Below are 26,048 nucleotides of genomic sequence, written 5' to 3'. Positions count from 1 at the left end.
GGCCCTACGTGCCGGGAGCCAGCTCCGCGACCGCCTTGTCGATGCGCCGCTGCCGGGTCTCAGGGGTCTTCGCGGCCTCGATCGGCTCGACCAGTGCGCGCCGGCGGCTGAACGACAGCGCGTCGAACGCCGTGCGCGCCTCGACCGTGAGGACTGCCGCGAGGTCGTCGGGCACGGCGACCTCGCGCGGTGCGTCGTCGACCTCGATCTCGACGTCCACCTCGTCCCCGCCCGACACCCCGGCGGCCTCCCGGTTCTCCGCGCTGAGCGCGATCATGAACCGGCCCTGGTACGGCGCGACCGAGCTGCGGTAGGTGTGCCCGCCGACCGTGACGCGCACGGGGACGCGCTTGCCCGCGCCGAGCGCGGCGACCACGTCGTCGGGCACGGGGATGCCGGTGGCCGTCTTGCCGCTCTGGAGGATCGCCGTCCGGAATCGCATGGGCCGACTCTTCCACCGGCCCGACGACGTGGCGCGCCGACCGCTCGACGCTCGCCCCGTCGTCGGGCCGGGTGGGGGGAACCGGGCCTCGCGGCCACCCAGTCAACCGGTCGCCGTCACGCCGTGAGCATCGCCGCCGGGTTCTCGTGCGTCAGACGGCGCAGCACCTCGCGCTCGACCCCACGCTGCGCGAGCATCTCGGTGAAGACCGTGGGCACGTACGCGAACCCGTTCCCGCCGTTCTGCACCCACATCTGCTTGAGGAACACGTCGTGGCTCATGAGCACCTGGCCCGCGAACCCCGCCTCGATGAGCCGGTGCACCGCGCCCGCCGTGGTGTGCGGGTCGGGCGAGACGCCCTCCTTGGGGTAGGTGATGTCCATGCCGACCATGTCGAACTCGAGCCACACCCCCCGCTCCGCGACGGCCCGCTGGTACTCGGGATCCTCGGCCGAGGGGTCCATGTGGCACAGCACGACCTTCTCGGGTCGCACTCCCACCTCGTCGAGCACGAGGTCGAGGATCTCGTGCGCGCGACGCTGCCAGCCGGGCAGGTGGATCTGCATCGCGACGTGCGGGTGCTCGAGCTGCGCCAGGGCCGAGGCCCGCAACGACGCCCGCTCCCCCGCGGTGAAGTCCGGCGAGACGCCGATCTCCCCGATCACGCCGGGCCGGATGCCCGTGTCCCGCACGCCGTCGGACAGCTCGCGCGAGATCGCCGCGGCCTGTGCGTCCATGGCCTGGGCCGTGATGCGCTCGCCCTCGAACTTCTCGAGGTAGGCACCCGCGCCCATGACGACGTTGAGGCCCGTGCGGCTCGCGACGTCCGCCAGGCGCTCGGGGTTGCGCCCGATCGCCTCGCTCGACGTCGCGTCCACGACGGTCCGTCCCCCCAGGGCCGCGAAGCTGCGGATCTCCGCCTCGACCGCGGCGACGGGCTTGTCGGCGATGTTGTCGGCGCAGCAGTACGGGTCCTGGCGCAGCGCCCAGGCGACCGACGCGGACACGGGCTCGCGGACCACGGCCCGGGAGAACTCGTAGCTGGGTGCGTCGAGCACCCCCGACAGGTCGTTGAACAGGTGCTCGTGGGGCAGGGTCAGTCCCAGGTCCGCCACGGCGACGCGTCCGGTGACCGTCTGGACGAATCCGGCCGGCGTGATGTTCATCGCGGGCTCACCTCTCCTGCCTCACCACCGCCGACGGCGGCGGTCACTCCTGCGTCACCGCTCCCGGCGGGCGCCTCGGTCGACTTCCCGGACGGGATCATGCCGATCACCGCCGCGACGAGCGCGATCACGGTGCCGATGATCGTGGCCGCGTAGATCGTGTGCCCGAGCGACGGGACGGCCCAGTCGATCAGGAGCGAACCGACGAGCTGACCTGCCGTGGACGCGAGGCCCAGGAGCAGCAGCCCGAGGCCGCGGACCAGCAGCGCCATGAGCGCGATCGAGAGCAGGCCGAGCGGGCCGCCGAGGTACATCCACCACGTGGGCGGCAGCTGGAAGTCGACGCCCGAGGTCATGGCGCGGATCCCGTAGGCGATGCCGAGGGCCGTGAAGCCGACCAGGAAGTTCCACCCGATCGAGACGAGCATCGAACCCGTGGCGTCGGCGACCGCGGCGTTGCCGGCGGGCTGCCAGCCGGCGAGGAGACCGCCGACGAACGGCATGATCGCGAGGGCGATCGTGTGCGGGGTCGAGAAGTTCGGCGAGATGACGATGACGGTCGCGACGATCGCGAGGACCGCGCCCGCGAGGCGGAAGAACGTGAGCGGCTGCTTGACCGAGGCCGTGACACCGAGGCGGTCGCAGATCACGCCCGAGATGACCAGACCCGAGATGAGCGAGATCTGGAACGTCGCGACGCCCAGGACACCGACCGTGACGCCCTCCGAGAGGACGATGACGGCGCCGCAGAGACCCGCGAGGAAGTTCCACCACGGGATCGTGCGGCCCTTGATGAGGCTCGGGATCGCCAGCGCCTCGCGCCGCGTCACGGGGCGCGCGAACACGATGACGAACATCAGGACCAGGCCCGTGCCGAACGAGATGAGGGCGGCCGCGTGGCCGTCACCGATCGTCTTGCCGAGCTGACCGTTGACCGCGGCCTGCATGGGGCCGAGGGCTCCGGCGAGGACGGTCGCGAGGACGAGGAGCGCGGTCGCTGTGCTCTTGACCTTGTTGCGCTGCGACGGGGCGACCGTCTGGGCGCCTCCCGAGCGGGAGGCCGTCTCCGGCGTGGTGTGCTTCATTGCTTGGCCGTGCCTTTCATCTTTCGACGGTACGTCGGATCGGTGGACCGATCGAACGGCCAGCCCTGGGTCGACGCTGAGTGGTCGGGCTGGGTGGGGGTCGTGCGGGTGGTGCTGGGTGGGGGTCGTGCGGTCGGACGGGTCGTGAGGGTCAGTGCTCCGGCGTGGGGTCCTGCGGTGCGGCGGGCACCTCGTCGGCGAGCGGCAGGGACTCGATGGCCCCGTCGCGAGTGGTGGTGACGGCTGCGACGCGGGCCGCCCAGCGGGCGGCTCCGACGAGGTCCTCGCCGCGCAGGAGCCCGTCGGCGAGCGCCGCGCAGAAGCTGTCGCCCGCGGCGGTCGTGTCGATCGCGTCGACGCGGACGGCCGGGACGGGGGTCGGCAGGCCGTCGCGAGGCACCACGACCGAGCCGTCGGCCCCCAGGGTCACGACGACGTCGCCCGGGAAGGCGAGCCCTCGCACCATGGCCACGACGTCGGCGAGGGTCTCGGGGGCCTCGGGCGCGCCCGCGAGGGTCGCGAGCTCGAACCGGTTGGGGACCAGGACGTCGAACCGGTCGCGGATCTCGGCGGGGACCGGGACCGCGGGGGCCGGGTTGAGGATCGTCGTGCCGGTCGCGAGGCGCGTGACGGCGGCGAGCGCACCGAGCGGGGTCTCGCACTGGCACAGGACGACCTGCGCGTCGGCGACGGCCCGGACCGCGGCGTCGCGCGAGTCGACGAACTGCTCGTCGACGTCGGCGTTGGCGCCCGCCTCGATGACGATCGTGGACTCGGGCTGCTCCCAGAGGATCACGGCGGTGCCGGTGGGCTGCTCGGACACCGCGACCGACGCGACGTCGAGTCCCTCGGCCACGAGACGGGCCGTGATCGCACGGCCCGCGTCGTCGTCCCCGACGGCGCCCACCATCGCGACGCGACGGCCCAGGCGTGCGGCGGCGACGGCCTGGTTGGCCCCCTTGCCGCCGGGCGAGCGCTTGAGCCCGGTCGCGCTGATGGTCTCGCCCGAGCGCGGGATCCGGTCGACGGTCAGCCTGATGTCCATGTTCAGGCTGCCGACGACCGTCACCTCCGGGGAGGCCGCGACCTGCGGGGCGAGGGCGGGGGTGACCCCGCCCTCGGGGTGGGCGCTCATCAGCCTGCGAGCCAGGTGATCGCCTGGCCGAAGAGCTTCCCGTAGCCGGACCACTCCATGAACTCGCGGGGGGCCCAGTGCGGGGAGATGTCGGACGCGAAGGCCAGCGTGCGGCCCTCGCCCTCGGTGCGGACCGCGACGAGCGGGCGGCCCTCGATCGTCGCCAGGACGGTCGCGTCGGCCTTGGCGGTGAGCTTCTGGTAGCCGAGCAGGATGGGCCACTGCGCGTCGAGGCCCGTGGTCACGGGGTGCTCGACGTCGGTCAGGACGCCGCTGATGCCCTCGGGGGTCTCCTCGCGGTCGTCGTACGGGAGGATCTCGACGGGCAGGACGGCCTCGACCGCGGTGCCGTGGTAGTTGGCCTTGGCCTGGAAGCCCTGGAAGCTGAGGTAGCCGCCGGCCATCATGAGGCCGCCGCCGCGGCGCACCCACTCGGCGAGGAGCTTGATGCGGTTCGGGAAGGGACGTCCCTCGGAGAACACGACGGGCGGGAGCAGGAGGGTGTTGGCGCCGATGTCCGACAGGAGGACGACGTCGTACGCGTCGAGCTCCTCGAGCGTCGACGGGAAGTCGGTCGCGACGAGGTGCGACGGGAGGTGCGTGACGTCGTGCCCCTCGGCGGCGAGCGCCTCGAGCAGCTTGGCGCAGCCGATCTCCAGCTGGGCGTGCGGGAAGGCGTCGTAGCCCTTGTAGTCCGTCGCGGCATTGATCCACGACTCTCCGGCAAGCAGCACGCGGCTCATGCGGTTCTCCTCAAGACGGTTCGGGCTCGGCCGCACATCGGCGACGTTGCGCAATGTTGTGTTGCTGTTGCGCAACAACCTAGGCGCACGGCATCCTGGTGTCAACCGAGCAGCGACGAGACACCCGTCGCCGGGCCGCCGCCGCACCAACGGGCCCCGGGAATCCGCGGTCCCCACGGACTCACGGCCCGCCCGGCACCGGCGCAGCGATAGGCTCGGGAGGCACCCGACGGCCGGGGCACGAGCAGAGAGGTGGCGACGATGACACTGACGCAAGTTGCGCAACACGCAGGCGTCTCGACGTCGACGGCCTCCCGCTACCTGCGCGGCCAGCTCAACGTCCAGCCCGAGACTGCGGCCCGGATCGACGCCGCGGTCGCCGCGCTCGACTACCGCGGCGCCACCGCGAACCGCGGGGTCCGCACCGCCCGGCCGGGAGCGGGACCGCACGCGCGCACCGACGCCGGGCAGGGCGTCGTGGCGCTCGTCGTGCCCGACTTCACCAACCCGTTCTTCACGACCCTGGCCGAGGAGTGCGCCGACCTCGCGGCCTCACGCCAGATCCCCCTGGTCGTCGCGGTCTCCGGCAAGCACGGCGAGCGCGACGGCGGGCTGAGCCCCCTGATCGGGGGCAGCGACGTGCTGGGGGGCCTGATCTACCTCGGCATGAGCCGGACCGACGAGCGCCTCGCCCGCGCCGTCGAGGACGGGCTGCCCGTCGTCGTGATCGACGAGGAGATCGACCTCGACCTCGCGGTCGACACCGTGACCGTCGACAACTACGGCGGCGCCTACCAGGCCACGAGGTACCTCATCCAGCAGGGGCACCGCAGGATCGCGCACGTCGCCGGCCCGCCCGAGCTCTCCACGACCCAGGAGCGCAAGCGCGGCTACGTCGACGCGCTCACCGACGCCGGACTGACGGTCGACCCCGAGCTGGTCCGCCACGGCCCGTACACCGAGCAGTTCGGTGCCTCGACCTTCCCCTACCTGACGCGCCCCGGGAACGCCCCCACCGCGGTGTTCGTGGGCAGCGACATCGTGGCCGTCGGGATGCTCGGTGCCGCCGAGCTCCACGGCATCCGCATCCCCGAGGACCTGTCGGTCGTGGGCTGCGACGGCATCCGCATCGGCCAGTGGCTGCGGCCCCAGCTCACGACGCTCGAGCAGCCCGTCGCGGCGCTCGCCCTCGCGGCGGTCGACGCCCTCGAACGTGCCATGGCCCGTCGCGGCGCCGACGCCCCCGACGACGTCGCCGAGCCCGCCCGCACGGTCCTGCCGCTCCACCTGGTCATCCGCGGCTCGGTCGCGCCGCCGTCCGCACCGCCGACGCCGAGGTAGACCTGTCAGGCGGGCGCCTGGACCTGGGCGTCGAGCGTGCGCCGCAGGAAGCCGTTGTGCGCGGCGCCGATGAACCGGCGCCCGCGGAACGTGTGGATCTCGCGGGCCGCCGGCGAGCGTAGGGCAGATCGCCGACTGCGGGAAGCGGTCCGTCCCGTCAGCCCGTGACAGCGGTGATGGTCTCGAGGATCGACCCGATCACGACGAGGTAGATGAGCGCGAAGAACACCGTGTAGAGGCCGGTGAACAGGAGTGCGTCGCGCACCTTGCCGGGCTCGCGGAAGTAGCGGAAGAACTTCCGGAGGAACCCGACAGGGTGCATCAGGTCCCAGCTGTTGAAGCGGATGTAGCGGCCCAGGTAGATCCCGAACGAGACGAGCACGAGGATCACGACGACCACGAGCCAGGACGCCGGGCGCAGGAAGGGCTTGAGGTCCTCGGGGTAGCGCAGCACGGCGTAGAACATCTGGACCAGGAAGATGTTGACGACGGTGTTGAGCACGCCGGACATCGCGAGGGTCAGGACCGCGACGATGTCGAACCAGAGCGGCACGTGCTCGTCGTCCTTGCGGTGGCTGAAGTTGAGCTCCGTCACGAGATAGCCCGCGTTGGGGAGCAGCAGCAGCCAGATCGCCAGGCCGACCCCCGCAATGGTCGCGACGAGCCACGAGGGCGCGCCGGCCGCACCCAGCGCGAGGTCCCCGACGATCAGGAACGTCAGGACGAACACGGGCAGCACCGACAGCCCGACGTTGAGCAGCATCGGCCGGTAGACCTCGGTGCGGAAGAGGGGCGCGCGCAGGAGGATCAGGGCGAACGCGAAGACGTTGACGAGGATCACGCCGAGGAACAGCAGGGTCATGGAGGGGCCTTCGTGGTGCAGCGCGGGCGGGACGTGGGGACCACGCTAGGGCCCGACGGCGTCTTCGCCAGCCCGCGCGACACGTCACCTGCGCGGATAGCGTGGGTCGGGCGGGAATCTCGAGCTCCACCGATTCGCCCGAGGACGGGCGACCGACCCCCGGGAGTCACAGTGACGCATCCTGACGAAGCAGCCGCGCCGGTGACGTCCCCCGGCGCCGGGCACGGGGCGGCCGCCCCGACCGGCAGCGCCCGGTCCGGCGGGTCCGCGACGCTCATGCTGGTCCTCGCCACGATCGGTTTCGCGGTGAACTTCTGGGCGTGGGCGCTCGTCAGCCCGCTCGGCGGCGCGTACAGCAAGGCGCTCGGCCTGTCGGCGGTCCAGCAGTCGGTGCTCGTCGCGGTGCCGGTCATCGTGGGCTCCCTGGGGCGCATCCCGGTCGGCGCGCTCACGGACCGCTTCGGGGCACGCATCATGTTCCCGCTGGTCAGCGCGGCGACGATCGTCCCGGTCCTGTTCATCGGCTTCGTCGCGGACAGCTATCCGCTGCTCATCCTGGGCGGCTTCTTCCTGGGGCTGGGCGGGACGGCGTTCGCCGTCGGGGTGCCGTTCGTCAACGCCTGGTATCCCCCCGCCCGGCGCGGGACGGCGCTGGGGATCTTCGGGATCGGGATGGGCGGCACCGCGATCTCGGCGTTCACGACCGTGCGGATCACCGACGCGTACGGCAAGAGCGCGCCGTTCGTGCTCGTGGCGTGCGTCCTGGCGGTGTACGCGGTCGCCTCGTGGCTCCTCGTGCGCGACGCCCCGGGTCGGGCACCGGCCGCGCACGGGCACTTCCTGGCACGCACGTGGGCGACGTTCAGGCTCCCGGCGACGCTCCAGCTCTCGTGGCTCTACGCCGTGGGGTTCGGCGGCTTCGTGGCGTTCAGCGTGTACCTGCCGACCTTCCTGGTGAACGCCTACGACCTGACGGCCGCCGACGCCGCCGCGCGGACGGCCGGGTTCGTGGTGCTCGCGGTCGCGTGCCGTCCGATCGGCGGGACGCTCTCGGACCGGTTCGGCGGCATCCCGGTGTCGGTCGTCTGCTTCGCGCTCGTCACGGTCCTCGCGGCGGTCGTCGCGTTCCAGCCGAGCCTCGTGCCTGTCGGGACCATCGCGTTCCTGGGCCTCGCGGTGGGCCTCGGGGCGTCGTCGGGCGCGACGTTCGAGCTCGTCGCCAAGGTCGCCCCGCAGGACAAGGTCGGTGCGGTGACGGGGCTCGTCGGGGCGGCGGGCGGACTGGGCGGGTTCATCCCGCCGCTCATCATGGGTGCGGTGTACCAGCTCAACGGGGACTACGGCCTGGGCTTCGCGGCCCTCTCGCTGACGGCCCTGCTCACGCTGCTGTTCACGCTGGGGCCGGTACGGCGCGGCGTGCGCGACTGAACGACCCGCTCCGTTATATCTTGATGTCAAGACTGTTGTCATCAAGAGGGAGTGTGTCGTGGCGGACTGGAACCCGGAGAGCTACCTGCGCTATGCCGACGAGCGGTCGCGGCCCTTCGTCGAGCTCCTGGCCCGCGTGCCGGGGACGCCCCGCACGGTCGTCGACCTCGGCTGCGGACCCGGTCACCTGACCGGGGCCCTGCACCACCGGTGGCCGGACGCCGACGTCCTGGGCGTCGACTCGTCGCCCGCGATGATCGACCGGGCCCGGCGCGACGACCCGGGCGGGCGTTACACCCTCGCCGACCTCCGCACGTTCGAGCCTCCCGCCCCCGTCGACCTCGTCGTGAGCAACGCGACGCTCCAGTGGGTCGCCGACCACCGCGCCCTCCTGCCACGCCTGACCTCGATGGTCGCCGCCGGCGGGTCGTTCGCGTTCTCCGTCCCCGGCAACCACGACGCCCCGAGCCACGTGACGCTGCGCGAGGTCGCGGGACGCGAGCCGTACCGGGCGTCGACAGCCTCGGTCGCCCGACCGAGAGGGTTCGACCCCGAGCAGTACCTCGACGACCTGGCTCGGCCCGGCTGGCGGGTCGACGCCTGGGAGACCACCTACGTGCACGTGCTCCAGGGCGAGGACCCTGTCTTCACCTGGATCGCGGCGACGGGCGCCCGCCCGGTGCTCGACGCCCTGCCCGAGGCCCTGCGCCCGTCGTTCGTCGCGGACCTCCAGGAGGCGCTGCGCACGGCGTACCCCGCGCACCCGTACGGGACGCCGCTCGCGTTCCGGCGGGTCTTCGCGGTCGCGACGCGGGTCTGACCGACGGGCGGCTGGCCTACGGTGTCCCCATGGACCCCCACGCCCTGGACCAGCCGTCGGAAGCACCACGGGTCGTGGACCGGTGGGGCTCCGCCAGGACGGGCAGCCCCGCACCTGCCGGGATCACGGTCGACGAGTACCGCGACCACGTCCTCGCGCTGGTCGCCCCGCTGGCCGCGGAGCCCGTGACGCTCGACGAGCTCGCGACCGCCGCCCCGGCCCGGCGCGTCCTGGCCGAGGACGTCCGGTCCCTCCTGGACGTCCCACGCTTCGACGCCTCGGCCATGGACGGGTACGCGCTGCGCGGCACGTACCTCGCGGCCGCGACCCCGGACTCCCCCGTCACGCTGCGCGTCGTGGGCGACATCGCGGCGGCCCCCTCCGCCGCCCCTGCGGCCGGACGGGGCGCTTCCGGCGCAACCGGCGAAGCCGTCCGCATCATGACGGGCGCCCCCGTGCCGGACGGGTGCGACGTCGTCGTGCCCGTGGAGCGGACCTCGACGCGACGCTTCGTGCCCGGCGCGCCCCCGGACGAGCGGATCGAGGTCTACGAGCCGTCCAGGCCCAACATCCGCCACCGCGCCGAGGACGTCGCGGTCGGCGACCTCGTCGCCGCGGCGGGCGCCCCGACGACCCCGCGCCTCGTCTCGGCCGCAGCCTCGGCGGGGCACGCGACCCTCCCGGTGCACCGCGTCCCGCGCGTCGCGGTCCTCTCGACGGGCAGCGAGCTCGTGCCGGTCGGGACGGCGCCCGGACCGGGCCAGATCCCCGACTCCAACTCGCTCCTGCTCGCAGCGTGCGTGCGCGACGCGGGCGGCGTCCCGGTGCGCGTGGGCGCGGTCCCGGACACGGCCGAGGCGCTGCGCGCGGTGCTCGACGACGTCGCCCCCCACGTGGACCTGATCGTCACCTCGGGCGGGGTCAGCGCGGGGGCGTTCGACGTCGTCAAGGAGGTCCTGACCGGGCCCGAGGACGCGGTGCCGACAACGACGCGAGGTCGCTCCGACGTCCTGCTCGTCGCGGTCGGGATGCAGCCCGGCAAGCCGCAGGCGGCCGCCCGCTGGCGCGGCACTCCCCTGCTCGGCGTGCCCGGCAACCCGGGGAGCGCGTACGTGTCGTTTAGGGCGTTCGTCCGCCCGGCGGTGCGCCGCCTCGCGGGCCACCCGGAGCCCGTCGAGCCGCTCGTCGAACGCGTCGCCACCGAGGGCTGGCGCTCCCCCGCGGGGCGGCAGCAGTTCCTCCCGGTGCGTTTCGTCGGGGCCGACGGCGTCGCACCGGTCGGGCCCGGCGCGCACCACGTGTCGGTGCTCACGCGGGCCGACGCGATCGCGGTCGTCCCCCCCGAGGTCGAGGCGGTTGGGCCGGGCGAGGTCGTGCGTGTCATGGTGATCGCATGAGCGAGTTCACCCACCTCGACGAGCGCGGCCACGCCCGCATGGTCGACGTCACCCTCAAGCAGCCGACCGTGCGTTCCGCGACCGCGACGGGCGTCGTCCGGTGCGGTCCGCACATCGTCGCGGCCCTGCGGTCGGGCGAGGTCCCCAAGGGCGACGTGCTCGCGGTCGCGCGCATCGCGGGCATCCAGGGCGCCAAGAAGACCGCCGAGCTGCTGCCGCTCGCCCACATCATCGGGGTGCACGGCGCGGCCGTGGACCTCGACGTCCAGGACCACGGCGTCGAGATCAGCGCGACCGTGCGCACCGCGGACCGCACGGGGGTCGAGATGGAGGCGCTCACCGCGGTCGCGGTCGCGGGGCTCGCGGTCGTCGACATGGTCAAGGGGCTCGACAAGTCGGTCGAGCTCACCGACGTCCGCCTCCAGTCCAAGACGGGCGGCAAGTCGGGCGAGTGGGTGCGCCCGGTGTGAGCGGGCCCCTGTTCGACGCGGTCGTGCTCGCGGGCGGGCGGGCGCAGCGGCTCGGCACGTCCAAGCCGCAGCTCGTCGTCGCGGGCGCGCGCCTGCTCGACCACGTGCTGACCGCGACCCGCACAGCCCGGGCGACGGTCGTCGTCGGGCCGGAGGACCTGGCCTCTGGCGCGTACGTCCTCACGCGCGAGGACCCGCCGTTCGGCGGTCCGGTCGCGGGGACCGCGGCGGGCCTCGCCGCCCTGCCCGACGGCGCAGCGCCCTGGGTCCTGCTCCTCGCCTGCGACGTGCCGCGGGCTGCGGAGGCCGTGCCGCTGCTCGTGGCGGCGGCGCAAGGCTCCTCGGCCGGCGGCCACGGGGAGATCGACGGAGTCCACCTCGCGCACGACGGGCGCGACCAGTGGCTCGTCGGGCTGTACCGCCGCACGGCCCTCGACGCGGCCGTGGCCCGGCTCGCGGACGACCCGGCACAGGGCGGCCTGGCGGGCGCCCCCGTGCGCCGCCTCGTCTCAGGGATGGAACTCACCCGCGTCGAGGACGTGGACGGTCTGAGCACCGACGTGGACACGTGGCAGGATGCGGAGACGTACGCACGCCGCGCACGGTACGGCACTGGAGAGTCACGACCCGCACCGAACTTCGGGAGGCATGGCATGAGCAACCTCGAGCGCTGGGTGGACGCCCTGGTCGACGAGTTCGACCTCGACCGTGAGGCGGTCGACATCGGGGCGATCCTCGACCTGGCGCGGGACGCCGCGCACCGGGTCGAACGCCCCGCGGCCCCGCTCACGACCTTCATCGCCGGGTACGTCGCCGGACTGTCCGCCGGGGAAGGTGCCGACCACCCCGGCCTCGACGCCATGGAGCGCGCCACCGAGCTCGCGCTCGCGTGGGACGTCGAGGCGACCCTCGACGAGGCCGTCACGGAGGACGCTGTGGACGCCGACACCACGCGCCACGAGCCCGCGGCCCCCGAGAGGGCGTGACGTGCCGCAGGTCCGCTATTTCGCCGGCGCGGCCGAGGCCGCCGGGCTCGAGGCCGAGTCCCTCCCGGGCGCCTCGGTCGGGGAGCTCTTCGCGGCCATGACCGCCCGCCACCCCGCGCTCGCCGACGTGCTGCCGCGCTGCTCGGTGCTCGTGGGCGGCGTCCGGACGGCCGACCACGGGGTGGCGCTGACGGCCGACGAACAGGTCGACGTCCTGCCCCCTTTCGCGGGGGGCTGACTGTCCCCACTTCCGTTGAGTGCATGATTCGGCTGCGACACGCCGGGCGTGTCGCAGCCGAATCATGCACTCAAACGTCTCAACGTCTCAGCACCTCGGCAGCGACGGATCAGTGGTCCCCGCCCGCGAGCTGCGAGAACACGTGCGGCAGCAGCGGCTCGAGCACCGACCAGCCGTCGCGCACGCCGCCCGGCGAGCCCGGCAGGTTGACCACGAACGCCCGCAGCCCGCGCGCCCCCCGGGCGGTCCCCACGATCCCCCGTGACAGCACCGCGCTCGGCACGACCGTCGCCCCGCGCCGCCGGATCGCCTCGGCGACGCCCGGCAGCTCCTGGTCGACGACCTCGGCCGTCCCCTCGGGCGTGAGGTCGCGCGGGCCGATGCCCGTCCCGCCCGTGGTGATCACGAGCCGCGCCCCCTCGGCCAGCGCGGAGGCGAGGGCGTCGCGGACGTGGTCGACGCCGTCGGGCACGAGACGCGTCGTGACGCGCTCGAAGCCGCCCGTCTCCAGGAGCGAGACCAGGAGCGGCCCCGAGCGGTCGACGTACTCGCCGCGCGAGCCGCGGTCGGAGACCGTGACGACCGTGACGGGCAGGTGGGCGAGCGGGAAGGTGGCGTGGGGCCCGTCGAACGTGGTCATGGGAGCACCGTAGACAATCGCGGCGCACCGGGCGACGCGGCCCCGCTCCCCGGGCAGAACCCTGCGGGACGTGGGCATACTGCGAGGCAGACGAACGTACACGCACGGTCCTGCTCGCCCCAGGAGGTCGCATGTCGCAGTCCACCGTCCCCGGCCCGGGCACCGACGCCCGCGCCGCGGACGCCCCACGCCCTGAGTCCCCGGGTGGCAGCGGTGAGGACGCCCTGCTGCGGCTCGGCAAGCACCTGCGCCGCGGCGAGGTCTCGCCCGACCTGCGCCAGCTGTTCCTCCAGGGGGGCCGCGAGGGCGACGTGTTCTACCGGGACCGGTGGTCGCACGACAAGGTCGTGCGCTCGACGCACGGCGTGAACTGCACCGGGTCGTGCTCGTGGAAGGTGTACGTCAAGGACGGCATCATCACGTGGGAGACGCAGCAGACGGACTACCCGTCGGTCGGGCCGGACTCGCCCGAGTACGAGCCGCGAGGCTGTCCGCGCGGCGCGGCGTTCAGCTGGTACACGTACTCCCCGACGCGGGTCCGCTACCCGTACGTACGGGGAGTGCTGCTGCGGGCGTTCCGTGACGCGAAGGCGCGCACGGGCGACCCCGTGCGCGCGTGGGCCGAGGTCACGGGCGACCCGGAGACCGCACGCGCCTACAAGCAGGCGCGCGGCAAGGGCGGCCTGGTCCGGGCGTCGTGGGACGAGGCCGCGGAGATCGTCGCGGCTGCCCACGTGCACACGATCAAGGCGTACGGCCCGGACCGCATCGCCGGCTTCTCGCCCATCCCGGCGATGTCGATGGTCTCGCACGGCGTGGGTGCCCGGTTCGTCTCGATGCTGGGTGGCGCGATGCTGTCGTTCTACGACTGGTACGCAGACCTCCCGGTCGCGTCCCCGCAGGTGTTCGGCGACCAGACCGACGTGCCCGAGTCCGCCGACTGGTGGAACTCGTCGTACTGCATCATGTGGGGTTCGAACATCCCGGTGACCCGCACGCCCGACGCGCACTTCATGGCCGAGGCGCGCTACCGCGGTCAGAAGGTGATCGTGGTCTCGCCCGACTACGCCGACAACACCAAGTTCGCCGACGAGTGGCTCGCGGTGCACCCCGGCACGGACGGCGCGCTGGCCCTCGCGATGGGCCACGTGATCCTGCGGGAGTTTCACGTGGAACGTCGCACGGCGCCGTTCGTGGACTACCTGAGGAAGTACACGGACTCGCCGTTCCTGGTCACGCTCACGCCCAGCCCGGCGTCGGCTTCGTCGGGGCCCGACGGCGCAGCTCCCCGTCAGGGGGACGTCACCTACGTCCCGGGCAAGTTCCTCACCGCGGCCGACCTCGTCGAGGACGTGCTGCCGGGGGCCGCGAGCGCCGCGAACGCGGCCTTCAAGCCCGTGCTGCTCGACGCGGACGGCTCGCCCGTGATCCCGAACGGCACCCTGGGCCACCGGTTCGGCGAGGCCGACGAGGGGAAGTGGAACCTCGACCTGGAGGGCGTCGTGCCGCTGCTGTCGGTCGCGGACGGCCACACGACCGCCGGGCCCGACCCGCGGACGGGAGCGGCGCCGTCGGGCCCGGGGGGCACCCGGGTCGAGAGCGTCCGTGTGGACCTGCCGCGCTTCGACCTGTCCCCCGACCCGGAGCAGGGCGAGACGGGCAGGCACACCGGTGGTGCGGGATCGATCACGCGCGGTGTGCCGGTGCGGCGCGTGGGCGGGCAGCTGGTGACCACGGTGTTCGACCTGCTGCTCGCGCGCTACGGCGTGAACCGCGAGGACCTGGCCCTGCCCGGTGACTGGCCCTCGGGCTACGACGACGCGGACTCCCCCGGCACGCCCGCCTGGCAGGAGCAGTTCACGGGGGTCCCGGCGGCGGCCGCCGCGCGGATCGGACGCGAGTTCGCGGACAACGCCGAGCGGTCCGGCGGGCGCTCGATGATCATCATGGGCGCCGGAGCGAACCACTGGTTCCACGCCGACACGATCTACCGGGCCATGCTCGCGCTGACGACCATGACGGGCTGCCAGGGCGTCAACGGCGGCGGGTGGGCGCACTACGTCGGGCAGGAGAAGTGCCGGCCCGTGACGGGGTGGGCGCAGTACGCGGGCGGCCTGGACTGGTCGCGGCCCCCGCGCCAGATGATCGGCACGGCGTTCTGGTACGTCGCCACCGACCAGTGGCGCTACGACGGGCTGCCCGCGGACGCGCTCGCGACACCGCTGGGCTCGGGCATGTTCGCGGGCCGCACCACGGCCGACTGCCTGGTCGAGTCGGCGCAGCGTGGCTGGATGCCCAGCTACCCGACGTTCGACCGCAACCCGCTCGACCTCGTGGACCAGGCCGAGGCGGCGGGCGTCGCCCCCGCGGACTACGTGGTCTCCGAGCTGCGCAGCGGCGCGCTCCGGTTCGCGGTCGAGGCTCCCGACGCGCCCGAGAACTTCCCGCGCTGCGTCACGGTGTGGCGGGCCAACATCCTGGGCTCCTCAGGCAAGGGCAACGAGTACTTCCTCAAGCACCTGTTGGGGACGGACTCGGCGGTGCTCGCGGACGAGTCGGCGCCCGCGCGGCGACCGCGCTCGATCGAGTGGGCCGAGGAGGCGCCGCGCGGCAAGCTCGACCTGCTCACGACCCTCGACTTCCGCATGACGAGCACCACGCTGTTCTCCGACGTCGTGCTGCCCGCGGCCACCTGGTACGAGAAGCACGACCTGTCCACGACGGACATGCACCCGTTCGTGCACTCGTTCAACCCGGCGATCAGCCCGCCGTGGCAGACCCGCACGGACTTCGACATCTTCCACACGATCGCGCGGAAGATCAGCGAGTACTCGGTCGAGCACCTGGGCGTGCGCAGGGACCTCGTGGCCGCGCCCCTGCTGCACGACACCCCGGACGCCATGTCGGTGCCGCACGGCACGATCGTCGACTCGGGCGCGGGGTCCGCGTCCCGTCCCCTGGTCCCGGGCGTGACCATGCCCAAGCTGGTCGTGGTCGAGCGCGACTACCCGGCGTTCGCGGACAGTATGGCCTCGCTGGGTCCGCTCACCGAGAAGCTCGGCATGGTCACCAAGGGCGTGCAGTTCTCGCCGGGCGAGGAGGTGCGGGTCCTGGGGCAGAAGAACGGGCTCGTGCCCTCGGGCCCCGCGGCGGGGCGCCCGCGGCTCGACAAGGACACGCACGCGTGCGAGATGATCCTCGCGCTGTCGGGCACGACGAACGGGCGCCTCGCCGTCCAGGGCTTCGAGCACGTCGAGAGGCGCACGGGCGTCGAGCTCGCGGACCTGGCGCGCGACGAGCAGGGCAAGCGCGTCACGTTCCCGGACGTCCAGTCCCGCCCGACGACGGTCATCACCTCTCCCGAGTGGTCCGGCTCGGAGCACGGGGGCAGGCGGTACACGGCGTTCGCGATCAACGTCGAGCGGCTCAAGCCGTGGCACACCCTCACCGGCCGCCAGCACTTCTTCCTCGACCACGACTGGATGACCGAGCTCGGGGAGCAGCTGCCGATCTTCCGGCCGCCGCTCGACATGCACCGCCTGTTCCCCGACTCCCCGCCGCTGGGCGACCGCTCACCGAGCGGCTACCCGGGCTCGGAGGGCCAGGCCGAGGTCGCGGTGCGCTACCTGACGCCGCACTCGAAGTGGTCCATCCACTCGGAGTACCAGGACAACCTGTTCATGCTCTCGCTGTCGCGCGGCGGGCCGAACATCTGGATGTCGCCGCGCGACGCCGACAAGATCGGGGTGCGCGACAACGAGTGGATCGAGGCGTACAACCGCAACGGTGTGGTCGTGGCGCGGGCCGTGGTCTCGCACCGCATGCCCGAGGGCACGGTGTACATGCACCACGCGACCGACCGCACGATCGACGTCCCGCTCGCCGAGACGTCGGGCCTGCGCGGCGGCATCCACAACTCGTTGACCCGGGTGCTGCTCAAACCGAGCCACCTCGTGGGCGGCTACGCGCAGCTCGCCTTCGCGTTCAACTACCTGGGGCCCACGGGCAACCAGCGCGACGAGGTCACGACGATCCGCCGCCGCTCGCAGGAGGTGACGTACTGATGCGTGTGATGGCTCAGATGTCGATGGTCATGAACCTCGACAAGTGCATCGGGTGCCACACGTGCTCGGTGACGTGCAAGCAGGCGTGGACGAACCGCACGGGGGTCGAGTACGTGTGGTTCAACAACGTCGAGACGCGGCCCGGGCTCGGTTACCCCCGGACCTACCAGGACCAGGAGAAGTGGCAGGGTGGCTGGGTCCGGACCCGGCGGGGCAAGCTCAAGCTCCGCGCGGGCGGGCGGGCCAAGAAGCTCGCGACGATCTTCTCCAACCCCAAGCTCCCGTCGATCCACGAGTACTACGAGCCGTGGACGTACGAGTACGACATGCTGCTCTCGGCCCCGCAGGGCCCGCACACCCCCGTCGCGAAGCCGAAGTCGCTGCTCACGGGCGAGGACATGAAGATCGAGTGGTCGGCCAACTGGGACGACGACCTCGGCGGGTCCAAGGAGACCATGCAGGACGACCCGATCCTGGCGCACATGAGCGAGCACGTGGCCTCGGAGTTCGAGCAGACGTTCATGTTCTACCTGCCGCGCATCTGCGAGCACTGCCTCAACCCGGCGTGCGTCGCCTCCTGTCCGTCGGGGGCCATGTACAAGCGGGCCGAGGACGGGATCGTCCTGGTCGACCAGGACCAGTGCCGCGGCTGGCGCATGTGCGTCACGGGCTGCCCGTACAAGAAGGTCTACTTCAACCACAAGACCGGCAAGGCCGAGAAGTGCACGCTGTGCTACCCGCGACTCGAGGTGGGCCTGCCCACGGTCTGCTCGGAGACGTGCGTGGGCCGCCTGCGCTACCTGGGCCTGGTCCTGTACGACGCCGACCGCGTGACCGAGGCAGCGGCGGTCGAGGACGAGCACGAGCTCCTCGAGTCCCAGCGCTCGGTGTTCCTCGACCCGCACGACCCGGCGGTCGTCGAGGCCGCGCGCGCCGAAGGCATCCCCGAGGACTGGATCGCGGCAGCGCAGGCCTCGCCGATCTGGGCGCTCATCCAGAAGTACCGCGTGGCCCTGCCGCTGCACCCCGAGTACCGGACCATGCCCATGGTCTGGTACATCCCGCCGCTGTCCCCCGTGGTCGACGTGGTCGGCTCGTCGGGCAACGACGGCGAGGACCCGCGGACCCTGTTCGCGGCGATCTCCAAGCTCCGCATCCCGCTCGAGTACCTCGCGGGCCTGTTCACCGCGGGCGACACCGTGCCCGTGGAGCGCACGCTGCGCCGGCTGGCCGCGATGCGCACCTACATGCGCGACATCAACCTGGGCGACGAGCCCAACGAGGCCATCGCCCGTGCGGTCGGCATGACGGGCACCGAGATCCAGGAGATGTACCGCCTGCTCGCGATCGCCAAGTACGAGGACCGCTACGTCATCCCGACCGCCCACCAGGAGATCGCGCGCGAGCTCGAGGAGATCAGCTGCTCGCTCGACTTCGACGGCGGCCCCGGGATGGGCGGCATGGGCGGCGCCGGGCCGTTCGGCTCGTCGAGCGGGACCCCGGTGCCCGTCGCGGTCGAGAACTTCCACGTGCTCCAGGCCCGGCAGACGGCCGACTCCCCCAACGGTCCCTCGACGCCCGGGCGCGTCAACCTGCTCAACTGGGACGGCAACGGCCGGCCCCCGGGCCTGTTCCCGCCGGGGTCTCCCGGTGGCTCGGACGGCCTCGGTCCGGACACGTCCGGCGACGGCACGGCGGCCCGATGATGGGCCTGTTCACGAAGTCCCCGGCGACGACCTTCCTGCCCCGCCCGACGGCGCGCACGCCCCTCCTGGAGCCCCTCGCCCCCGTCCGGGCCACGCCCGCGCAGCGGCGCACGACGCACATGGCCGCCTCGCTCCTGCTCGACTACCCCGACGCCAGGACGCTCGCCGCGGCGCACGAGGTGCGCGACGTCGTCGGGCAGCTTCCCGACCCCGTGCAGGTGCGGCTCTGCGCGTTCCTCGACGACCTGGAAGCCGGCGAGCCCGCCGCGCTCGAGGCGCGCTACGTCGCGACGTTCGACCTCAAGCGCAAGTGCTCGATGTACCTGTCGTACTACGCGGCCGGGGACACGCGGAAGCGCGGCATGGCGCTCGTGCGGTTCGTGCAGGCGTACCGCGCCGCCGGGTGGGAGGTCGACGGCGAGGAGCTCCCCGACTACCTGCCCATGGCCCTCGAGTTCTCCGCCCGGGCCAGGACCCGCGACGAGGAGCGCATCGCCGCGGGGCTGCTCGGCTCGCACCGCCAGGGCATCGAGGTGCTGCGCTCCGCCCTCGCCGCGACGTCCAGCCCGTACGCGCTCGTGGTCGAGGCCGTGTGCCTGACCCTGCCCCCGCTCGACGCCGAGACCGAGCGCCGGTACCTCGAGCTCGTGACGTCCGGGCCGCCGACCGAGATGGTCGGGCTGTCTGCCATGGGGCCGCTCGAACCGTTCGCGCCCACGGGGGCGCCGCCCGAGGAGGTACGACGATGACCGGAGCGAGCACGGGAGACATCCTGCTGTGGGTCGTCTTCCCCTACGTGACGTTCGCGGTGTTCGTCGTCGGGTCCGTGTGGCGGTACCGCTACGACAAGTTCGGGTGGACCACCCGGTCGAGCGAGCTCTACGAGAAGAAGCTGCTGCGGCTCGGCTCGCCGCTGTTCCACTTCGGGCTGCTGTTCGTGATCCTCGGGCACGTCCTGGGGCTCGTGATCCCCGAGTCGTGGACAGAGGCCGTCGGGATCGACGAGGGCGCGTACCACTTCGTGGCCACCTACATGGGCTCGCTCGCGGCGCTCGCGCTCGTCGCCGGGCTGCTCATCCTCGTCTACCGGCGGCGGACCACCGGGCCGGTGTTCCTCGCGACCACGCGCATGGACAAGGTCATGTACGTGTTCCTCGCCGCGTCGATCCTGCTCGGCGCGTGGGCGACCGTCCAGACCCAGCTCCTTGCCGAGAACCACGGGTACAACTACCGCGAGACCATCTCGCCGTGGTTCAGGTCCCTCTGGTACTTCCAGCCGCAGCCCGCGCTCATGGAAGGCGTGCCCGCGGCTTTCCAGCTCCACATCGTCGCCGCGAACCTGCTGTTCGTCCTGTGGCCCTTCACGCGGCTCGTGCACGCGTTCTCGGCGCCCGTGCCGTACATCTTCCGGCCCTACATCGTGTACCGCTCACGCGACGCTTCGGTGGCTTCCCGCGAGCCGCGGCCCGGGTGGGACCCGTCGGAGCGGCCGGGGACGAAGCGGTGACGCACGTGCCGGCATGACGGATGCGATCCGAGAACATCCGCGCGGCGACACCAGCTCGTCAGCTGACCGATGACGCGGGTCCGGCGATGCGTTGATCCGCTTTTCAATTACTGCGCCCCCTGGGAAAGGATCGAGGCAAACCGACGAGAATAACCGGGGAGCCATGCGGCAGCACCGCTCGACACGCCGAGACCGACCCGCCGGTCGGAGGAGCCGGGGAACCTCTCCGGACATTTCCCGAGAGCTCGCTTTCTGTTGTTGCACTCGGCCCCCTCGGCGCCATGAGTTCGGTATGAGACCTTCTCCTCGCGCTGCGCGATTCAGCACCTTGGTCACCGGGCTGCTCGTTGCCACCACCCTGTCGGGCTGCACGGCTGGCGACGACGACGTAGACCCCCGAGAAACCGCGACGCGCTACGGCTATGACGAGACGTCGGCGACGCTCAGCCCCGTCTACGAGCTGGTCCCTGAGTTCAAGGACCCGCGGGACGGGTATGCCCGTGACCTTCTCGCGCAGCAGTGCCTGCAAGGTGTCGTCGAGTACCTTCCGCTGCCACCAGGGAGCGAGCCGCTCCTGTTCGACGAGCGCACTGGACAGCTCCGTTTCGACGAGCAGATCGCGCAGGAGTGGGGGTACCCGCATCTGCGTCTCCCCACGGGGCCGGACACGGCTGTCCCGGACGACGTCGAGATCACCTCCGCGATGCACGACGCGATGGTCGCGTGCGGCCAGGAGGCGGACGAGCGGCTAGGTCTCGTCCCGCACGACTACCTGACCGCCGTCGAGGCAGCGGGCTGGGAGACGGTCGACCAGGACGAAGGGGTTCAGGAGTCGATCGCCGCATGGCGCGCGTGCATGGAGCCCGCCGGTGTCGTCGATCTGCCCACAAGTCCGCTCGAGATGCCGTCACCCTCGGTGACCGGACTGACGGGTGACGCCGGCGGAGGCACCCCGGAGCCCCAACTTCCGTTGTCGGAGCGGGAGCGCGAGGTCGCCGTGACGGATGCGCGCTGCCGGTCCGAAGCGGGGTACGACGACGCGATACTGCAGGCGCGGGCCCAGGGCGAGCTCGCGGCGATCGGCCAGGACAGCGCGGGATTCGACGCGACCCGGCGTGCCTATGCGGAGTACGAGAAGGGGATCGACGCCGTGATCGACGAGCTGGGCTGACCAGCCGTCCGGAGCCGCCGGAACCTGCCGACGCCGCACGGCCCTGACGCGCATCTCGACGGAGATGCAATACGGTCCTGACGTGCACCACGACAACAACGTCGAGCTGGAGTTCACCACCATGTACCGCGAGGCGTACCCGTACGTCCTGGCCTACCTGCGTCGACGCGCGGACGGTCATGACGCGGAGGACCTCGCGTCAGAGGTCTTCGCGGTGGCGTGGCGCAGCTGGGGTCGCATTCCTCTGGGGGAGATGCGGCCGTGGCTCTTCGGCGTGACGCGCAACGTCCTTGCGAGCGGACATCGCACACAGGATCGGCATCGACGACTCGAGCGCCGGGTGGGAGGCGAGCGTGATCTCGTCCCGGACGAGACGACGCTCTCGGACATGTCGATCGACCTGCGTCACGCCTGGACGCGCCTCGACCCGGCAGACAGAGCGGTCATCTCGCTCGTCTCGTGGGACGGGCTCACCGCGAGCGAGGCCGCGAGCATCCTGGGGTGCTCGCGGGCCGCCTACTCGATGCGCCTCACCCGAGCGCGGCGGCAGCTGAGGCGCTCGCTCGACGCCGTCGAGCCGGCCCCCGCTCCGGGGTCACGGTCGCCCGCCGGCCGCGCCACGCTCAGCCTCGCCGACGGGCGCACGGCATGAATTCCGCTCGTCGACCGCTCCCGAGGAAAGAAACCGCACGCGTGGAAGCTTTTTCTCGTGACAGACGCTCCAACCCCGGAAAAGCACGCCTTTCCGCGAGAAGGACACAAAACACGACCATGTGGTTGGAAATTCGGACGACATTCACCCGCGCTTTCGAGTGGCCCCGAACGCACGGTCCCGTTAACCTGGCGTAACGCAAAGCCACAAACCGTGACTTTGCCCAGCAGAGGGGATCAAATGAACAAGCGATTTCTGAAGGCCGCACCCGTCGGACTTCTCCTGACCGCCGGCCTCCTTGTCGGAGGCGCGACCTCGGCCAGCGCAGCGGCTTCCGACTGCGCCGCGGGATACGCCTGCATGTGGAACGGCGAGAGCTTCCCGGGGGCACCGAACGCGTACTTCCAGCAGTTCGTCAACCTCGGGACAGGGCCCAGCTCGATCAGCTCCGTCGTCAACAACGGAAACACCAGCATCGCCCGGTTCTACGACGGCGCCAACTACACCGGCCTGTCGTTCACCCTCAACAACCCGGCCCGCGGCGGACAGTGGCAGGACCCGATGCTGAGCAACGGTCTCAACCACACCTCGGTCAACTGGGACAACAGGATCAAGTCGGCGAAGTTCATCTAGGCGCACCAGCAAGGAGCGTCGCTGACGGCGACGACGGCCTCCACGTCGGGCGACTGACCTGATACCCCATCGACGGGCATCGGATCACGCGCCCGGCACGGTCGCCCGGTGGTCCTCGGTACGGCGTCGTACCGGGGACCACCGCACGCCCGGCCGAACTCGCCTCACATCGGTCGCCTGCGCGGCTTGAGCCGCACGTCGGGCAGCACCGGAGCGGGCAGCGGCCCGCCGTCGTACCCCACGACCTCCCCGAACCGGCGGCCGGACGCCCCCGGGGCGTAGCGCGTGCCGCCGTCCCCGGGTACGGGGACCGGCGCCGCAGCCGCACCGTCCTCCAGGGCAGCCGGGCTGACCTCGACCTGCGCCATCCAGTCCGCACGCGCGGCCGCGACGTCGTCGTGCGAGCGGCCCACGAAGTTCCACCACATGACGATCTCCTCGGCGAACGGCTCACCGCCGATCAGCACCGCGCGCACGGGCTCCTCCCCCGCCGAGACGGTCAGCACCGAGCGTCCCGGCTCGACGTAGCCGAGCGACGCGACCGGCACGGTCACCCCCTCGAACGACGCGTCTCCCGTGTCGACGAGCAGCGCGTGCTCGAACCCCGGGTCCACGGCGAGCTCGACCGACGCCCCCGCGGGCAGGTCCACCTGCGCCCCGACCAGGGGTGTGAAGACCGTCGCGGCCGACCGCAGGCCGACGCCGCCCGCGCTCAGCGACCCCACGAGCACCTGGACGCGCTCGCCCTCCGGCCCGCTCCACACGGGCAGGTCGCCGTGGTGCTCGAAGAACGGCGCGTCACCGAGCCGGTCGCCGGGCAGCGCGACCCAGAGCTGTACGCCGTGCAGCAGGGGCGGGCGCAGTCCCGCAGGCGACTCCTCCGAGTGCGAGATGCCGCGTCCGGCCGTCATGAGGTTGAGCTCGCCCGGCCGCACGGTCTGCAAGGACCCGACCGAGTCGCGGTGCAGGATCTCGCCCTCGAACAGCCAGCTCACGGTCTGGAGTCCGGTGTGCGGGTGCGGCGGGACCTGCATGCCGTCGGACGTCGAGACGTCGTCGGGCCCGTAGTGGTCCAGGAAGCACCACGCGCCCACGAGCGAGCGGACGCGCTGCGGCAGGGTGCGGCGCACGTCCATGGCGCGGGTCCCGCCGAGCGGGACCTGGCGGTGGTCGAGGATCTCGACGGGCGTGCGGCCCGCGGGTCCTCCGTCCACGAGGCTGCCCGACGACGGAGCGTGGCTCCCCGCGGCGCACACCTCTTCGCGGGGCCGGGTCTCGAGGTTGCTCATGGGACGAGCCTAGGCTCGCCCGCGGCCGGGGGCCCGCCACGGAGCATCCGGACGCTCAGCGAGGCTCCCGGCGGGGGCCGGGAGCCTCGCTGATGACCGTGTGCCCTGAGGCGGCCGGACCTTGACGGTCCGGCCGGGCTCCGCGTCGACGTCGCGGCTCGGCACCCTCCCCACGACGAGCGGGTGCTCGTCCTGTTCTCCTGGAAGGCGCCTCTCACGATCGGCCTTCCGGTTCCGGTCGGGACCTGCGTCGTCACCCGCAGCCCGGGGTGTTGGGACCCGCGGGACGTCTCACCGTTCTCCGGTCAGCCTGGGGCTCTCGGGGGATGTGGTTCCAGCGTCCTTGCCGGTCCGTCCTCCCGTGCGGGAGGGCGTCGTTGGGGGCTGCTGCCGTACCCGTCGAAGCCGATAGTGACGTTTCTAGTCCTGCTCGGGCCACCCGTGCAAGAGGTCGACGGACCCTTTTTCGTCGGGCCCGTTCACCACAGGTTCGTCCACAACGAGATCCCTGTCCTCCCGTGTCTACCCACAGGCTTGTGCACAGAATCTGTGGATAACTCTGGGGACAGTTCACACCCAGAACCTCGCCGTGCTCTCCGCCGCGATGCGTTCCTCGACCTCCGCGGCCGACACCTCGAAGCCGCCGTCGTCGACCAGGACGCCCTGGACCCTGCCCTGAAGCACCGCGGCGAGCCGGGCGACGGACGCACGCATGCGGGCCCGCGCGATGAGGTGCAGGCCCGACGGCTCCTCGACGTCGAGCTCGTAGACGTCGGTCGGGAGCCACGAGAGCCGGTACGCGAACGGGCCGTACTCACGCCAGTCGAGCGGCGCCAACGACGCCGGCACCCTGTCCACCTTCTGCACCACGACCTGCACGACGCCGTCGTACGGCGTCTCCCCGACCAGCGCGAAGTCGATCAGCCGGTCCGCCCGCTCCTCGACCCCGGACACGTGCGCGCCCGGGACGAAGGTCCGCAGCACCCCCAGGGCCGACTCGGGCGTGAGCGCGTGCGCGCTGAACAACGTCAGGTCGACGCCCCGCGCGGGGTCTGGCGTCAGCACCTGCGTGCCGTCGACCGCGACGCTGCCCCCGACCTTGCGTGCGGCCGCCACGGCCCACCGGACGACGCGGAGCTCCAGCTCCTCGGGGAGCCCCGCCGCGAAGACCCGCCCGAGGCCGTCACGGTCCTCGACGTCGAGCGGAGCCCTACCCCGTGCGGAGCGCGCCACCCGGACCGCCCACACCTCGGCGGCCGAGGAGGCCAGGCCCAGCCCCTGCGCGCCGGGCGACAGCACCACGAACGGCCCGACGACCTCGACGCCCTCGGTGAGGCGGAGCACCCCGGGGCGACGGACGTCGTCGGGCACCACGCCGCGGAAGCGCGCGCCCGCCATGGGGCGCTCCGCCGGACCGCTCGTCGGCTCGCTGACCCAGCCGGCCTCCGGGAACCAGGCCCTCGAGAGCGCCTCGATCCCCGGCAGCGCGACGCCGCGCGAACGCGGCAGCGCGAGCAGGTGGTCACTGCGGTACAGGTCGGGGACCCACCCCGTCGGAGGAAGCGTCATGACGTGACGCTAGGCGCGTCGAGGACCGCCCAGAATGCCGGGAGGTTACGGGCGTGGGTCGGGTGCGGGCTCGGGCCGGTGTCAGGCGCGTCAGGAGGTCGGGGCGCCGACGTCGTGCAGGTGGTGGACGACGTCGTGCAGGAAGTACTGGCCCAGCGTGCGCACCGTGAAGACCGAACCGTTCGACCGGCGGCCGGGCCGCTCCCAGTCGTCGGGCCCGACGGCGTCGAACCGCCCCGCGACCCGGTCGCCCGCGATCGCGATCTCCCGGGCGAGGAGCTGCGGGTCCTGGTGCTCGTAGTCGCCCGCGAGCGCCGCCGCGTCCTGGTCCCAGTTCGCGAACAGCGGGTCGTCGCCCTCGACCATCGACGCGAGGCGCACGTCGAAGATGGCGAACACGTCGCGCACGTGCGCCGCGTACTCGAGCGGGGACCACGTGTGCTCGTCGGGGCGCACCGCGACGTCCGGGCGAGCGAGCACGTCCTGCCAGCGCGGGATCGTCGCGCGGGCCGCGGACCCCACCCGGTCCGGGTCGAACGTCCCCGCCTCGAACCCGCACTCTGGGCACGGGCGGTCCAGGACCCAGGTCCAGTCCTTGGTGTCAGGGGTGATACCGGAGGGATCGGCCTGGCCGGGCTGCTGAGGCGTCGTCATGACGGGATGCTAGGTCCCCGTCGCGCGGCACGGAAGCCCCGGTCCAGCCC

Annotated in this window: 24 protein-coding genes; 14 read left to right on the top strand and 10 right to left on the bottom strand. The window is 72.3% G+C overall.

The annotated features are described in order from the left end of the window. Nucleotides 1-4: 4 nt before the first annotated feature. The 5 genes from WFH32_RS09280 to WFH32_RS09260 all read right to left on the bottom strand — a co-directional run bounded on the left by WFH32_RS09280 (nt 5) and on the right by WFH32_RS09260 (nt 4,571). Complete coding sequence (locus tag WFH32_RS09280) at nt 5-442, bottom strand: YdeI/OmpD-associated family protein (RefSeq protein ID WP_336707070.1); 438 nt, start codon at nt 440-442, stop codon at nt 5-7. Nucleotides 443-558: 116 nt separating this feature from the next. Further along, nucleotides 559-1,608, bottom strand: a complete 1,050-nt coding sequence (locus WFH32_RS09275; protein WP_336707068.1) for a phosphotriesterase family protein — start codon at nt 1,606-1,608, stop codon at nt 559-561. Beyond that, nucleotides 1,605-2,693, bottom strand: a complete 1,089-nt coding sequence (locus WFH32_RS09270) for a DMT family transporter (protein WP_191796788.1) — start codon at nt 2,691-2,693, stop codon at nt 1,605-1,607. Before WFH32_RS09270 ends, WFH32_RS09275 begins: the two co-directional genes overlap by 4 nt. A 151-nt stretch (nt 2,694-2,844) precedes the next feature. Then, complete coding sequence (locus tag WFH32_RS09265; RefSeq protein ID WP_336707067.1) at nt 2,845-3,828, bottom strand: ribokinase; 984 nt, start codon at nt 3,826-3,828, stop codon at nt 2,845-2,847. After that, the gene (locus WFH32_RS09260) at nt 3,828-4,571 is read right to left on the bottom strand and encodes a glutamine amidotransferase (protein WP_336707066.1); all 744 of its coding nucleotides are present in this window, start codon (nt 4,569-4,571) and stop codon (nt 3,828-3,830) included. Before WFH32_RS09260 ends, WFH32_RS09265 begins: the two co-directional genes overlap by 1 nt. 252 nt (nt 4,572-4,823) lie before the next feature. Between WFH32_RS09260 and WFH32_RS09255 the strand changes: the two genes are divergently transcribed. Then, a complete protein-coding gene (locus WFH32_RS09255; RefSeq protein WP_336707064.1) occupies nt 4,824-5,912 on the top strand; it encodes a LacI family DNA-binding transcriptional regulator in 1,089 nt (362 codons plus the stop codon). 157 nt (nt 5,913-6,069) lie between these two features. On the opposite strand, the gene WFH32_RS09250 is transcribed toward WFH32_RS09255, so the two are convergent. After that, nucleotides 6,070-6,774 (bottom strand): DUF1361 domain-containing protein, encoded by a 705-nt coding sequence (locus tag WFH32_RS09250; RefSeq protein ID WP_191796784.1) that lies wholly within the window; start codon nt 6,772-6,774, stop codon nt 6,070-6,072. A 201-nt stretch (nt 6,775-6,975) separates the two neighbouring features. Between WFH32_RS09250 and WFH32_RS09245 the strand changes: the two genes are divergently transcribed. Genes WFH32_RS09245 through WFH32_RS09220 form a run of 6 tightly spaced genes read left to right on the top strand, consistent with a single transcriptional unit; the run spans nt 6,976 to nt 12,113 of the window. Beyond that, nucleotides 6,976-8,202: an MFS transporter gene (locus WFH32_RS09245; protein WP_318244178.1), complete on the top strand. Its 1,227-nt coding sequence runs from the start codon at nt 6,976-6,978 to the stop codon at nt 8,200-8,202. 58 nt (nt 8,203-8,260) lie between these two features. Then, nucleotides 8,261-9,022, top strand: coding sequence for a methyltransferase domain-containing protein (locus tag WFH32_RS09240; RefSeq protein ID WP_191796783.1), 762 nt, complete (start codon nt 8,261-8,263; stop codon nt 9,020-9,022). A gap of 29 nt (nt 9,023-9,051) precedes the next feature. Beyond that, the gene (locus WFH32_RS09235; protein WP_336707061.1) at nt 9,052-10,419 is read left to right on the top strand and encodes a molybdopterin molybdotransferase MoeA; all 1,368 of its coding nucleotides are present in this window, start codon (nt 9,052-9,054) and stop codon (nt 10,417-10,419) included. Next, nucleotides 10,416-10,889: a cyclic pyranopterin monophosphate synthase MoaC gene (gene moaC, locus WFH32_RS09230; RefSeq protein WP_336707059.1), complete on the top strand. Its 474-nt coding sequence runs from the start codon at nt 10,416-10,418 to the stop codon at nt 10,887-10,889. The genes WFH32_RS09235 and moaC overlap by 4 nt, the downstream gene beginning before the upstream one ends. Next, complete coding sequence (locus WFH32_RS09225; protein WP_336707058.1) at nt 10,886-11,875, top strand: DUF6457 domain-containing protein; 990 nt, start codon at nt 10,886-10,888, stop codon at nt 11,873-11,875. The genes moaC and WFH32_RS09225 overlap by 4 nt, the downstream gene beginning before the upstream one ends. Nucleotide 11,876: 1 nt before the next feature. Then, nucleotides 11,877-12,113 carry a MoaD/ThiS family protein gene (locus WFH32_RS09220; protein WP_191796779.1) on the top strand — a complete coding sequence of 79 codons (237 nt, stop codon included), beginning with the start codon at nt 11,877-11,879 and terminating at the stop codon, nt 12,111-12,113. Between the two features lie 109 nt (nt 12,114-12,222). On the opposite strand, the gene WFH32_RS09215 is transcribed toward WFH32_RS09220, so the two are convergent. After that, entirely contained in the window at nt 12,223-12,753 is a 531-nt protein-coding gene (locus WFH32_RS09215; protein WP_336707056.1) for a MogA/MoaB family molybdenum cofactor biosynthesis protein, read from the bottom strand. A 131-nt stretch (nt 12,754-12,884) separates the two neighbouring features. On the opposite strand from WFH32_RS09215, the gene WFH32_RS09210 reads away from it, so the two are divergent. The 7 genes from WFH32_RS09210 (at nt 12,885) to WFH32_RS09180 (ending at nt 22,486) form a co-directional block, all read left to right on the top strand. Further along, nucleotides 12,885-16,817: a nitrate reductase subunit alpha gene (locus WFH32_RS09210; RefSeq protein ID WP_336707055.1), complete on the top strand. Its 3,933-nt coding sequence runs from the start codon at nt 12,885-12,887 to the stop codon at nt 16,815-16,817. Further along, nucleotides 16,817-18,523: a nitrate reductase subunit beta gene (gene narH, locus WFH32_RS09205; RefSeq protein WP_336707053.1), complete on the top strand. Its 1,707-nt coding sequence runs from the start codon at nt 16,817-16,819 to the stop codon at nt 18,521-18,523. The genes WFH32_RS09210 and narH overlap by 1 nt, the downstream gene beginning before the upstream one ends. Then, complete coding sequence (narJ, locus tag WFH32_RS09200) at nt 18,520-19,272, top strand: nitrate reductase molybdenum cofactor assembly chaperone (protein WP_336707051.1); 753 nt, start codon at nt 18,520-18,522, stop codon at nt 19,270-19,272. Before narH ends, narJ begins: the two co-directional genes overlap by 4 nt. Beyond that, nucleotides 19,269-20,030, top strand: a complete 762-nt coding sequence (gene narI / locus WFH32_RS09195; RefSeq protein ID WP_191796775.1) for a respiratory nitrate reductase subunit gamma — start codon at nt 19,269-19,271, stop codon at nt 20,028-20,030. Before narJ ends, narI begins: the two co-directional genes overlap by 4 nt. A gap of 292 nt (nt 20,031-20,322) precedes the next feature. Next, entirely contained in the window at nt 20,323-21,201 is an 879-nt protein-coding gene (locus WFH32_RS09190) for a hypothetical protein (protein WP_336707050.1), read from the top strand. A gap of 82 nt (nt 21,202-21,283) precedes the next feature. Beyond that, nucleotides 21,284-21,853 carry an RNA polymerase sigma factor gene (locus tag WFH32_RS09185; RefSeq protein ID WP_336707049.1) on the top strand — a complete coding sequence of 190 codons (570 nt, stop codon included), beginning with the start codon at nt 21,284-21,286 and terminating at the stop codon, nt 21,851-21,853. A 240-nt stretch (nt 21,854-22,093) separates the two neighbouring features. Then, complete coding sequence (locus WFH32_RS09180; RefSeq protein WP_191796772.1) at nt 22,094-22,486, top strand: peptidase inhibitor family I36 protein; 393 nt, start codon at nt 22,094-22,096, stop codon at nt 22,484-22,486. Between the two features lie 164 nt (nt 22,487-22,650). On the opposite strand, the gene WFH32_RS09175 is transcribed toward WFH32_RS09180, so the two are convergent. From WFH32_RS09175 to WFH32_RS09165, 3 genes are all read right to left on the bottom strand, one after another. Continuing rightward, nucleotides 22,651-23,775, bottom strand: coding sequence for a pirin family protein (locus WFH32_RS09175; protein WP_336707047.1), 1,125 nt, complete (start codon nt 23,773-23,775; stop codon nt 22,651-22,653). 570 nt (nt 23,776-24,345) lie between these two features. After that, entirely contained in the window at nt 24,346-25,344 is a 999-nt protein-coding gene (locus WFH32_RS09170; protein WP_336707045.1) for a hypothetical protein, read from the bottom strand. A 90-nt stretch (nt 25,345-25,434) separates the two neighbouring features. Continuing rightward, a complete protein-coding gene (locus WFH32_RS09165) occupies nt 25,435-25,998 on the bottom strand; it encodes a DinB family protein (RefSeq protein WP_191796769.1) in 564 nt (187 codons plus the stop codon). Nucleotides 25,999-26,048 lie beyond the last annotated feature (50 nt).

It is taken from the genome of Oerskovia sp. USHLN155 (genome assembly GCF_037145535.1).
Lineage (GTDB): Bacteria > Actinomycetota > Actinomycetes > Actinomycetales > Cellulomonadaceae > Oerskovia > Oerskovia rustica.
This window is presented reverse-complemented; position numbering and strand designations above follow the sequence as displayed.

What these genes read in the sequence shown, in the direction of transcription:
- WFH32_RS09210 (WP_336707055.1), top strand. Translation starts at nt 12,885, where the DNA reads ATGTCGCAGTCCACCGTCCCCGGCCCGGGCACCGACGCCCGCGCCGCG.
- WFH32_RS09250 (WP_191796784.1), bottom strand. Translation starts at nt 6,774, where the DNA reads ATGACCCTGCTGTTCCTCGGCGTGATCCTCGTCAACGTCTTCGCGTTC.
- WFH32_RS09260 (WP_336707066.1), bottom strand. Translation starts at nt 4,571, where the DNA reads ATGAGCCGCGTGCTGCTTGCCGGAGAGTCGTGGATCAATGCCGCGACG.
- WFH32_RS09180 (WP_191796772.1), top strand. Translation starts at nt 22,094, where the DNA reads ATGAACAAGCGATTTCTGAAGGCCGCACCCGTCGGACTTCTCCTGACC.
- narI (WP_191796775.1), top strand. Translation starts at nt 19,269, where the DNA reads ATGACCGGAGCGAGCACGGGAGACATCCTGCTGTGGGTCGTCTTCCCC.
- WFH32_RS09265 (WP_336707067.1), bottom strand. Translation starts at nt 3,828, where the DNA reads ATGAGCGCCCACCCCGAGGGCGGGGTCACCCCCGCCCTCGCCCCGCAG.
- WFH32_RS09280 (WP_336707070.1), bottom strand. Translation starts at nt 442, where the DNA reads ATGCGATTCCGGACGGCGATCCTCCAGAGCGGCAAGACGGCCACCGGC.
- WFH32_RS09235 (WP_336707061.1), top strand. Translation starts at nt 9,052, where the DNA reads ATGGACCCCCACGCCCTGGACCAGCCGTCGGAAGCACCACGGGTCGTG.
- narJ (WP_336707051.1), top strand. Translation starts at nt 18,520, where the DNA reads ATGATGGGCCTGTTCACGAAGTCCCCGGCGACGACCTTCCTGCCCCGC.
- WFH32_RS09175 (WP_336707047.1), bottom strand. Translation starts at nt 23,775, where the DNA reads ATGAGCAACCTCGAGACCCGGCCCCGCGAAGAGGTGTGCGCCGCGGGG.
- moaC (WP_336707059.1), top strand. Translation starts at nt 10,416, where the DNA reads ATGAGCGAGTTCACCCACCTCGACGAGCGCGGCCACGCCCGCATGGTC.
- WFH32_RS09275 (WP_336707068.1), bottom strand. Translation starts at nt 1,608, where the DNA reads ATGAACATCACGCCGGCCGGATTCGTCCAGACGGTCACCGGACGCGTC.
- WFH32_RS09190 (WP_336707050.1), top strand. Translation starts at nt 20,323, where the DNA reads ATGAGACCTTCTCCTCGCGCTGCGCGATTCAGCACCTTGGTCACCGGG.
- WFH32_RS09170 (WP_336707045.1), bottom strand. Translation starts at nt 25,344, where the DNA reads ATGACGCTTCCTCCGACGGGGTGGGTCCCCGACCTGTACCGCAGTGAC.
- WFH32_RS09165 (WP_191796769.1), bottom strand. Translation starts at nt 25,998, where the DNA reads ATGACGACGCCTCAGCAGCCCGGCCAGGCCGATCCCTCCGGTATCACC.
- WFH32_RS09270 (WP_191796788.1), bottom strand. Translation starts at nt 2,693, where the DNA reads ATGAAGCACACCACGCCGGAGACGGCCTCCCGCTCGGGAGGCGCCCAG.
- narH (WP_336707053.1), top strand. Translation starts at nt 16,817, where the DNA reads ATGCGTGTGATGGCTCAGATGTCGATGGTCATGAACCTCGACAAGTGC.
- WFH32_RS09215 (WP_336707056.1), bottom strand. Translation starts at nt 12,753, where the DNA reads ATGACCACGTTCGACGGGCCCCACGCCACCTTCCCGCTCGCCCACCTG.